Genomic DNA, 9,447 nt, shown 5'->3' with positions numbered 1-9,447 from the left:
AATCTTTGGGTAATATTTCACCCATTGATTATTTAATAAAAACTGTTCCGGAGTCTCAAATGTGCGTGACGCGTACAGAAGATTGTAAGCCTTAGCTTAGCATGGTAAGATTATTTCAGAAATGGCAAAAATACTAGCAGTTGTAAATCAAAAGGGAGGAGTTGGCAAAACAACCACTTCTATAAATTTGTCTGCTTTTTTAGCTAAAGAAGGCAAGCAAACTCTTTTAATTGATGTAGATCCTCAGGCAAATGCTACAAGCGGTCTCGGGGTTTCTAGAGAGTCTATAAAAGCAACTGTTTACGATATAATAGCCAAACAAACACACCCAGTGTCTGCTATAACCTTAACATCAATACGGGGCCTTCATACTATTCCGTCTACTGAAGATTTAGCCGGCGCAGAAATTGAAATAATCAATTTCCCCAGGAGAGAATTCAGATTAAAAGATGCTTTAGATAATATTGACCATAATTATAATTACATTATAATTGATTGTCCTCCCAGTTTAGGATTGTTAACAATTAACGCCCTAACAGCTGCACACAAGGTTTTGATACCTGTTCAGACCGAATATTATGCTTTAGAAGGGTTAGGACATCTCTTAAAGACAGTTACTCTAGTAAAAAATGCTCTAAATCCTCAATTGGAAATAGCCGGAGCTCTTCTTACTATGCACGATAAAAGATTAAAGATTTCCTATAGAATTATTGAGGAAGTAAGAAATCATTTTCCCGGCAGGGTTTTTGAGACTATAATTCCCAGAAATATTCGTTTAGCTGAAGCGCCGAGTTTTGGTCAATCTATTTTTTCTTATGATTTATTTTCATCAGGTGCTCGAGCATATAAAAATTTAGCTAGGGAGGTAATAGAAAGTGAATAAAGACATACTAGGTAGAGGATTAAAATCTTTAATTCCTGATGAAATTCAGGATGGCTTAAAAACCAAAGAAAATGTTATTTATCTCAAAGTCGACGAGATTGAGATAGATGATCATCAACCCAGAAAAACTATAAATAATTCAGGTATTACAGAATTAGCTCAATCCATAAAAGAGCACGGCATTATTCAGCCCCTTGTAGTTTTGCACAAAAAGGAAGGGGGTTATCAATTAATTGCAGGACAGAGAAGGTTGAGAGCGTCTCAAGAAATCGGCTTGTTAGAGGTGCCTGTAATAATAAAAAAAGTTGAACCTTCTCAAAAATTACAAATGTCTCTTATTGAAAATATTCAAAGAGAAGATTTGAATCCTTTAGAGGAAGCTGAAGCATATAATGTTTTAAATAAAGATTTCGGCCTAAGTAATATAGAAATTGCTAAAAAGGTCGGGAAAGCTGAGTCTACGGTAAAAAATTCAATTCGACTATTGAATTTACCTTCTGAAGTTAAAGAAGCTTTAATGAATAATCTTTTAACTTACGGTCACGCAAGAGCCATGCTTACAATGCCCAAAGAAGATCAAATAAATTTTTTACCCGAAATAATTAACCGTAAATTGACTGTTAGGGATGTTGAAAATAGGTGTAAAAATTATCATGAGGATAAAAAACCTATTGCAGAAAAGAAGATTGACGATTTTGATCTATATTTAGAAAAAACATCAAGTGATTTGCGTGAACTATTTCAAACTAAAGTTGCTCTTCAGCGAAAAGGTAAAGGCGGTAGATTAAGTGTTGATTTTTATTCTAAAGAAGAACTTGAAAGAATACTAGAAATTATAAAGAAAATTAAAGATTATATTTAGCGTGAGTTATGAATTTCATCTCTGACGGAGGCCAGAAAACGACCCAGACTTTTCCGATTATATTTTTTCTTGGTAACAGGCCCCAGCTTCTAGAGTCTGAACTTCGGTTGGGTAATCTATTGTCTCCAACAACGAAGAAATTGTCTTTTCCAAGTAACCATTCTTGGTTCATGTCCGATTCTATTTTTTCTGTATAAGGAATATAATTTTCCTCTAATGGTATTTCTGAGCTATTATTTTGAGCAATAAATATTTTTTTATCATGTATTTTTACGGTTTCACCTGGTAAGCCTATAATTCTTTTTATAAAATTTTCTCGAGGATCTTTTGGATATTTTAGCACAATAACATCTCCCCTTTGGGGTGCTTTTCCTATCTTATAAGATATTTCGTTTACTATTAAATATTCACCATCTTTGAAATTCGGCTCCATACTTTCTCCATTTACCAGAAAGGGCTGGAAAACAAAAAACCTAATCGTAAAAGCTATCACTGAAATTATTAGTAGGGTGTAGGCTATTTCCAAAGTTAGAAGAAAATATTCTTTCACTTTAACTTGAATTTGATTAGGCCAGGTTGTAGTTTTTACGATAATATAAGCTAAAGTAATTACAAATTCTACTATGCCGAAAATCTTAGCAACTTGAGCGATGGTAGGATGGCTGTAACTTATAACATACCCAATAATTATATAAGCGATCGACAAAATAAATGAAAAAATAATTTTTAGAACAGATGGTTTTTCTTCTTCCATGAGATTAATTTTATCAAGTATTTGAAGAAACGTCTACCCCGCGCTAACTTTTGGAAAAGACTTGTCTTTGAAAAAATGGTCATCTGGAACCCGGCACCGTACTATAAATTAAGAAATTAGAAAAATAAAATCTTTGAAGTTAGTGACGGGGCATAGCTTTGTATATTTAAAAGCATATGCTATAATATTCCCATTGTAATGAAGTTATTAATAGAGGAGATCTGTGGATTTATCATTGAGTTCTTCTGAAAAAAGAGAAGATCAAATTCAGGAAATAACTTATCGGAGAAAGCTATGGTGGGAAATACCATTAGGTATTGTTTTGGGATTAGTTATAGTAACCGGCGGCTTTCTTTTTTATAAAACATTTGCAGCAACAAAAAAGGTGATTACCGAGAATGTTGGCGGAAGCGCGCCGGCATTTCTTGATAAGGTTGAGCCTCGGGAATTGAGGGGTGAAGGAGACGGTCGTATAAATATTCTTTTGCTCGGAGTGGGCGGTGAAGGGCATAGTGGATCTTTTCTTACAGATACTATTATGGTTATGAGTATTGATCCAAAGACTAAAAAAGTTGCAATGTTATCTATACCACGTGATTTTTATCTTTATGTGCCAAAAGAAGGTTATAATAGAATTAATACAATGTATTATGCCGGAGAGAAAAACAAGGTAAATGGCGGTGGTTTGGCAATGTCTAAAAAGGTTGTTTCTGACTTGTTGGATATTAATATTCATTATGCAACAATGATAGATTTTACAGGTTTTAAAGATATAGTTGATACTTTAGGCGGGGTAACTATTAATGTAGACAAGAATCTTGTGGATACTACGTATCCTACGCCATCCGGTGGCTATCAAACATTAAGAGTGAAAAAGGGCGTACAGAATATGAATGGCGAGGCAGCTCTTAAATATTCACGTTCAAGGCATAGCACTTCTGATTTCGATCGGGCAGCAAGACAGCAAAAAGTTATTATGGCAATAAAAGAAAAAGCTTTTAAGATGGAAACAATCCTTAATCCAACTAAGGTTGCAGGGTTAATAGATGCACTTGGTAACCATCTAAAAACAGATATACAGCTTTGGGAAATTCAAAGACTAGTTGAGATAAGTCGTGACATAGACACTTCAAAAATAGTTAGCAAAGTTATTAATGGCGAAGAAGGATTAGTTACAACAACAAGTATTAATGGAATGTCTGTGGTAGTGCCTAAAACAGGTGATTATAGTGAAATAAGGAAATTTGCCCATGAATTATTTGTTGACTCATTCCTAACTGACGAAAATGCAACAGTCGAAGTATTAAATGGATCTTCAAATAAAAATGCCGTTAAGAAAGTAAGCTCTTTATTAAAATCGTATAACTATAACATTAAAAATACCGCTAATGCTGAAACTTTAAATTATACGCGAACTATTATTTATGATAATACAAAAGGCAAAAAACCTTATACGCTCGAGTTTCTTAAGAAAAGGTTGGTTAAGCTGGGCATGAACCCTGAAATCAAGAAAGATAGTAGTTATGATTCCGAGATTGTAATAGTCATAGGAAGTGATTACAAGGGAAAATAATGGAAAAACATACAATGGGAAAAGCAGACCTTCATATACATAGCACCTTTAGCTATGATGGTTTATCTACTCCTGAGGCAATAATCAAAACAGCCGCCAATATAGGTCTTGATATAATTGCTATTACAGATCATGAAGCAGTAGAAGGGGCATTTAAAGCCCAAAAATATGAAAAAAAATATGGAGTAGAGGTTATTGTTGGAGAAGAAATTCTTACCAATGAGGGTGAAATTTTAGGCCTTTTCTTAAAAGAAAAAATAGAGCATGGGAAGACTCTATTTGAAACCGTGAAAGCCATACGTGATCAAGACGGTTTAGTTGTTATTCCTCATCCGTTTTCATGGTTTCCATTAACAAGACCACCCATAGGATTAAAAAAATTATATGATATGATGCGCGATCGTAATTCTTTTCCTGATGCTATTGAGGTGTTAAATTCAACACCAATTGGCCGTATTTCGTTTGAGAAATGTAAAAGAGTTAATGAAAAAATATTTAATTTAGCAGAAGTGGCTGGCAGTGATGCCCACATAGATAAACATGTAGGTATGGGTGTTACTTTATTTCATGGTAAAACAAAAGAGGATTTAAGAAAAGCAATACTTGAGAAAAAAACTAAAATAACCGGTGGTTTTATATCAAAGACAGAACACGCAGAAGTAATTAGAAAAGATATTATAAGAATTGGTAAATCAACCGGAAAAAAATTACTTAAACCTTATTATCGACTTAAGGAATCTTTAAATAATCGTTTTAATATCTGATGGGTCATATATTTGAAAGAAAAACCTTTTTAGCTATTTTTTTCATTTTTTTAGGATTGGAAATAATAGTTTTTTACCCTGATTATATGCTATTTGTTTTGACAGCTCTTCTGATTTTTTTTGTATTTGCCTTATCTGCTATTCTGAAAATAAAACCTAAAGATAAGCACGCTTACCCGGTTTTTATTTTGCCAATGATCTTACTGGTTGAATTTTGTGTTTTTTTGCTTGTTATACCTGTTTTTTCTTTAAAACAATTATTTATATTTGCGTCTGCTTTCTTGTTATATTTAGTAATATTTTCATTAAACGCTCTAAAGAGCCGCTTCGTCTCTTATTCTTTGATTATTTTTAATATTATTACTATAGCTTTTTTAATCTCTGTCTTTTTTTCATTTGTGATAATTTTTGATTTATATTTAATAGTGGGATTACAGCGTTGGCTGGCAATGCTGATTTTTGGCACAATAACTCTTTTGTCTTTTTGGTTTAATATTTGGCAGAATAACCTTTCGGTTAGAAATATGTATACCCATGGTTTTGTTTTAACCATGATAATTACTGAATTTTTTTGGGTTTTAACTTTTTGGCCGCTTCTTGCTTTATCGTCAGGATTTATTCTGTTTACCATTTATTATATTTATATTGGTTTATTTAATTCTATAATTAAAAGTTCTTTTAATAAAAAAGTAGTTTTAAATCATACCATTATTCCTTTTCTCGTTTTAGTATATTTTATAATTTCAGCCAGATGGTAATATGCTAAAATATATTTTAAGGTAATCTTAAGTTAATTTTTATATTGAATTAGATAAAGGAGGTTTAACATGGATAACAACAGAAATTCAAAACTGTTAATAATAATTATTATTGTTAGTTTTGCTGCTGGTATATTAGGTGGTGGTTTATTTGATAAAGTAATTATGCCATTTATAGAAAAGGGATTAGGTAAGAGTAATAATGTGATAATTGGAGATAAGACAGAAAAAATTACGGTTGAGGAAAATTCTGCTGTTATAGATTCTGTAAAAAAGGTTAGCCCCTCTGTAGTTTCAATTATAGGTACTTCAAATGTGATGGATTTTTTTGGTGACATAAGCCAACAAAAAGGTGAAGGCACTGGTTTTATTTTAACTTCAGACGGCCTTGTTATGACTAATAAACATGTTGTTTCCGATTCCAGCGCAAATTATAAAGTTATGACTTCAGACGGCAAGAGTTATAAAGCTAATATACTTGCAAAGGATCCGTCAAGCGATCTTGCTATTTTAAAGATAGATGCAAAAAATCTTAAAGTAGTTGAGCTTGGTGATTCTGATGAGCTTCAGATAGGAGAAAAAGTAATCGCGATAGGTAATGCTTTAGGGGAATTTGATAATACTATTACAACAGGCGTAATTTCCGCTAAAGGAAGACCTATACAAGCATCAGATCAATCAGGACAGGGGCAGGAAATGCTAGAAGGTTTATTACAGACTGACGCAGCGATTAACCCTGGTAATTCAGGAGGACCCTTGCTTAATCTTAGGGGTCAGGTGATAGGTATTAATACTGCAGTGGCTAGTGCTGAAAATATAGGGTTTGCTATTCCGATAAACGTAGCAAAACCTGCTATAGATTCAGTATCAAAAAGTGGTAAGATTGTAAGACCTATGATGGGCGTTAGATATATATCTGTAACCAGTGATCTTGCAACCTTGAATAATCTACCTGTAAGCAAAGGAGCTTGGGTTTATTCGGGTTCGGATTTAAAGGCTTCAGTTTTGCAAGGCGGTCCTGCTAGCAAAGCAGGGATTAAAGATAAAGATATTATTACTAGGGTCGGTGATCAGGAAATAGATAAAGCGCATGGCTTATCTTCTATTATTCAAAAATATAAACCGGGTGATATAGTAGATATTACTTATCTAAGAGATGGTAAAGAAAATAGGACAAAGTTAACTTTTTCAGAACTTTCCTAATAATCAAAAAAATGAGCCCTTAAGGGCTCATTTTTGTAAACCCAGCACTAACTTTGATAACGAACTTTCTTCTTAACATGAAATAAGTTCTAAGGCAGGATTTTTACTGTTGAGAAAATGGTGCATGAAGTTAGTGCTGGATAAACTTTGCAAATCTTGGGAGTTTAGAGTAATCATTAATAAATTCAACTTTTATATTAGGATAATTTTTATCAATTATGTTTTGTATCTCTTTTTTTTGATTGCCTATCTCCATTAAACAGATTCCATTCTTTTTCATTTTTTCATCTATTTGAGCGATAAATTCCCTAAAAAAACTTTTCTTTGTTACAAAAACCGCTTTTTTAGGTTCAAATTTTACCTCTGGTGATATTTTCTCGCTTTCTAGAACATAAGGCGGATTAGATAAAATCAGATCAACCTTTTCTGGTACAGATAAGAGTAGATTCCCTTTTAAAAAGGTTATTTTTCTTGGAATGTTTTGATTTTTAGCATTTAATTTAGCTACCTCAAGTGTTTTTTGTGAGATATCTATAGCATAAATCTTGAAGTTCAAGTTTTCGATTTTTGCTAATTTTTTAGTGACAGATATTGCGATACATCCTGATCCCGTACCAATATCGGCAATAACTAGCTTCTCTTGTTTTTTTGCCATCTGTCTGCTGCTAATTATTTTAAGCGCAGTTTCAACAAGAATTTCAGTTTCAGGTCTAGGAATAAAGACATTTTTATCAACATAAAAGTTTAGTCCGAAAAATTCTTTTTGGCTGGTAATATAAGCGATAGGTTCATGATTTTTTCGGTGCTTGATTAGTTTTTTATACTGAAAAATCTCTGTCGCGGATAATTCATAAAGATTATTTGTGTATAGCCATTCTTTGGATTTTTTTAAGATAAAAGACAATAAAACTTCAGCATCTAATTGGGGTGTTGTGATGTCAGCTTTTTTTAGTATTTCTTTGCTATACTGTAAAGCTTTTTTTACCAGCATATCAATTATGCGCTTTCTAAGAGCATTTTTTGATTCTCGCTTTCCAGCTCTTTTATTAATTCCTCTAGATCACCGGCTAGAACACCTTCTAAATCATGGGTTGTATAATTTATGCGATGATCCGTAATTCTTGATTGAGGAAAATTATATGTTCTAATTTTTTCTGACCTATCACCTGTACCTATCTGAAGTTTTCGCTCATCGCCTCTTTTTTTTGTTTCTTCTTCTTCTTTTTGGGAAAGTAGTCTGGCTCTTAAAATTTTTAAAGCTTTTTCTCGATTTTTAATTTGAGATTTTTCATCCTGACAGGAAACAATCATACCAGTGGGTATATGTGTAATTCTAACAGCTGAATCAGTTGTGTTAACGCTTTGGCCCCCAGGCCCGGAAGATCTAAAAACATCTATTCTTATTTCCTCTGGCTTAATTTCAAGTTCTACTTCTTCTGCTTCAGGAAGAACTGCAACTGTTGATGTTGAAGTATGTATTCTTCCTTTTGATTCGGTTTTTGGAATTCTTTGGACTCGATGTACACCACTTTCATATTTAAATTTTGAATAAGCTCCATTACCCTGTATTCTGAATATTATTTCTTTAAATCCGCCAGCTTCCTGGTTAGATGAATTTAAAATCTCAGCTTGCCACCTTTTGTTTTGGGCATAATGAGAATACATTTTAAATAAATCAGCAGCAAAGAGAGAGGCTTCATCTCCGCCAGCACCAGCCCTAATTTCGATTATTACATTTTTGGAGTCATTTGGATCTTTTGGTAGAAAGTCAACTTTTAACTCTTCTTCCAGTACCTTTTTGTTTTCTGCCAATTTATGCGATTCAATTTCGGCAAATTCAATGAGTTCTTGATCTTTTTCCTGGTCAATTAATGTTTTGTTTTCTTTAAGTTCTCTATCGATTTTTTCCAGTTTAATTATCTTTTCAACAATAGGAGCCATGTCCTTATGCTCTTTAGCAATTTTTTGGAACAAAAACTGACCTTGAACGATTTTTGGATCGCTTATTTTATGAGTCAATTCATTAAATTTTTCTTTGAATTTAATATATCTTGTTTCCATATCTTACTCCATTACAAAAAATCCCTTAGCGGGATTTTCTGATTCTTACTCTTCCGTTTTTGTCTTTGCTTTTTTATCTACGGTTTTTTTGCTTGGTTTTTCTATTTTCTTTTTTTTATGTTCTTCGGCCTTTTTCATTCTCTCTTTAAATTTATCTATTCTTCCGGCTGTGTCTATCAGTTTTTGTGTTCCTGTATAAAATGGATGGCATTTAGAACATAATTCAACATGAATATGGCTTATTGTTGAACGAGTTTCGAATTTATTTCCGCAAGAACATTCAACTTGTGCTTTTTCGTATTTTGGGTGTGTATCTTTTTTCATATAGATAGATACTATCAGAAAAGATAAGCTTTTTCAAGAGTAATAAACGTATTTAATAATACATTATGATTTTTGTATCATCATTGATTATTGATTGTTTATTTATCTTTTGTCTATTTATGAAGAACATGTAAAAGTTCAGAAACATTCTGGCCTCTTATAGAACATGAATAAGTTACGAAACATTTGAGACTCCTGCAAATAACTAAGGAGTTTCCAATATGCATATCAAAGCCTTGTGGTATAAGACTAATTTGCATAGCCT

10 protein-coding genes are annotated in these 9,447 nt (G+C 32.7%); 6 read left to right on the top strand and 4 right to left on the bottom strand.

The genetic code is table 11. From position 1 onward, the window contains the following. Positions 1-121 precede the first annotated feature (121 nt). Together COX95_04220 and COX95_04215 are read left to right on the top strand one after the other, a co-directional pair. Positions 122-883 carry a sporulation initiation inhibitor Soj gene (locus COX95_04220; GenBank protein PIZ85433.1) on the top strand — a complete coding sequence of 254 codons (762 nt, stop codon included), beginning with the start codon at positions 122-124 and terminating at the stop codon, positions 881-883. Next, on the top strand, positions 876-1,745 hold the full coding sequence (locus COX95_04215; protein PIZ85432.1) for a chromosome partitioning protein ParB: 870 nt from the start codon (positions 876-878) through the stop codon (positions 1,743-1,745). The genes COX95_04220 and COX95_04215 overlap by 8 nt, the downstream gene beginning before the upstream one ends. Here the strand turns inward: COX95_04215 and lepB are convergent. After that, positions 1,729-2,499 carry a signal peptidase I gene (gene lepB, locus COX95_04210; GenBank protein PIZ85431.1) on the bottom strand — a complete coding sequence of 257 codons (771 nt, stop codon included), beginning with the start codon at positions 2,497-2,499 and terminating at the stop codon, positions 1,729-1,731. The two genes, COX95_04215 and lepB, sit on opposite strands and share 17 nt — an antisense overlap. A 223-nt stretch (positions 2,500-2,722) precedes the next feature. Here lepB and COX95_04205 point away from each other — a divergent pair, with 223 nt between their 5' ends. From COX95_04205 to COX95_04190, 4 genes are all read left to right on the top strand, one after another. Further along, positions 2,723-4,072 (top strand): hypothetical protein, encoded by a 1,350-nt coding sequence (locus COX95_04205; GenBank protein PIZ85430.1) that lies wholly within the window; start codon positions 2,723-2,725, stop codon positions 4,070-4,072. Then, positions 4,072-4,836, top strand: coding sequence for a hypothetical protein (locus COX95_04200; protein ID PIZ85429.1), 765 nt, complete (start codon positions 4,072-4,074; stop codon positions 4,834-4,836). Before COX95_04205 ends, COX95_04200 begins: the two co-directional genes overlap by 1 nt. Then, the gene (locus tag COX95_04195) at positions 4,836-5,594 is read left to right on the top strand and encodes a hypothetical protein (protein ID PIZ85428.1); all 759 of its coding nucleotides are present in this window, start codon (positions 4,836-4,838) and stop codon (positions 5,592-5,594) included. Before COX95_04200 ends, COX95_04195 begins: the two co-directional genes overlap by 1 nt. A 69-nt stretch (positions 5,595-5,663) precedes the next feature. Then, positions 5,664-6,797, top strand: coding sequence for a hypothetical protein (locus tag COX95_04190; GenBank protein ID PIZ85427.1), 1,134 nt, complete (start codon positions 5,664-5,666; stop codon positions 6,795-6,797). A 130-nt stretch (positions 6,798-6,927) separates the two neighbouring features. Here the strand turns inward: COX95_04190 and prmC are convergent, their stop codons facing one another. Genes prmC through COX95_04175 form a run of 3 tightly spaced genes read right to left on the bottom strand, consistent with a single transcriptional unit; the run spans position 6,928 to position 9,182 of the window. Further along, positions 6,928-7,788 carry a peptide chain release factor N(5)-glutamine methyltransferase gene (prmC, locus tag COX95_04185; protein ID PIZ85426.1) on the bottom strand — a complete coding sequence of 287 codons (861 nt, stop codon included), beginning with the start codon at positions 7,786-7,788 and terminating at the stop codon, positions 6,928-6,930. Positions 7,789-7,793: 5 nt separating this feature from the next. After that, positions 7,794-8,858 carry a peptide chain release factor 1 gene (locus tag COX95_04180; protein PIZ85425.1) on the bottom strand — a complete coding sequence of 355 codons (1,065 nt, stop codon included), beginning with the start codon at positions 8,856-8,858 and terminating at the stop codon, positions 7,794-7,796. 45 nt (positions 8,859-8,903) lie between these two features. Beyond that, complete coding sequence (locus tag COX95_04175) at positions 8,904-9,182, bottom strand: 50S ribosomal protein L31 (GenBank protein PIZ85424.1); 279 nt, start codon at positions 9,180-9,182, stop codon at positions 8,904-8,906. Positions 9,183-9,447 lie beyond the last annotated feature (265 nt).

Source organism: bacterium CG_4_10_14_0_2_um_filter_33_32 (assembly GCA_002792735.1).
Classification (GTDB): Bacteria; Patescibacteriota; CPR2_A; order CG2-30-33-46; family CG2-30-33-46; genus CG2-30-33-46.
Note: the sequence above shows the minus strand (reverse complement) of the source record. Positions and strands in the feature narration are given on the sequence as shown.

Bases quoted from the DNA above. Each gene is read 5' to 3' on its own strand.
- COX95_04190 (PIZ85427.1), top strand. From the start codon at position 5,664: ATGGATAACAACAGAAATTCAAAACTGTTAATAATAATTATTATTGTT.
- prmC (PIZ85426.1), bottom strand. From the start codon at position 7,788: ATGCTGGTAAAAAAAGCTTTACAGTATAGCAAAGAAATACTAAAAAAA.
- COX95_04220 (PIZ85433.1), top strand. From the start codon at position 122: ATGGCAAAAATACTAGCAGTTGTAAATCAAAAGGGAGGAGTTGGCAAA.
- lepB (PIZ85431.1), bottom strand. From the start codon at position 2,499: ATGGAAGAAGAAAAACCATCTGTTCTAAAAATTATTTTTTCATTTATT.
- COX95_04195 (PIZ85428.1), top strand. From the start codon at position 4,836: ATGGGTCATATATTTGAAAGAAAAACCTTTTTAGCTATTTTTTTCATT.
- COX95_04200 (PIZ85429.1), top strand. From the start codon at position 4,072: ATGGAAAAACATACAATGGGAAAAGCAGACCTTCATATACATAGCACC.
- COX95_04175 (PIZ85424.1), bottom strand. From the start codon at position 9,182: ATGAAAAAAGATACACACCCAAAATACGAAAAAGCACAAGTTGAATGT.
- COX95_04180 (PIZ85425.1), bottom strand. From the start codon at position 8,858: ATGGAAACAAGATATATTAAATTCAAAGAAAAATTTAATGAATTGACT.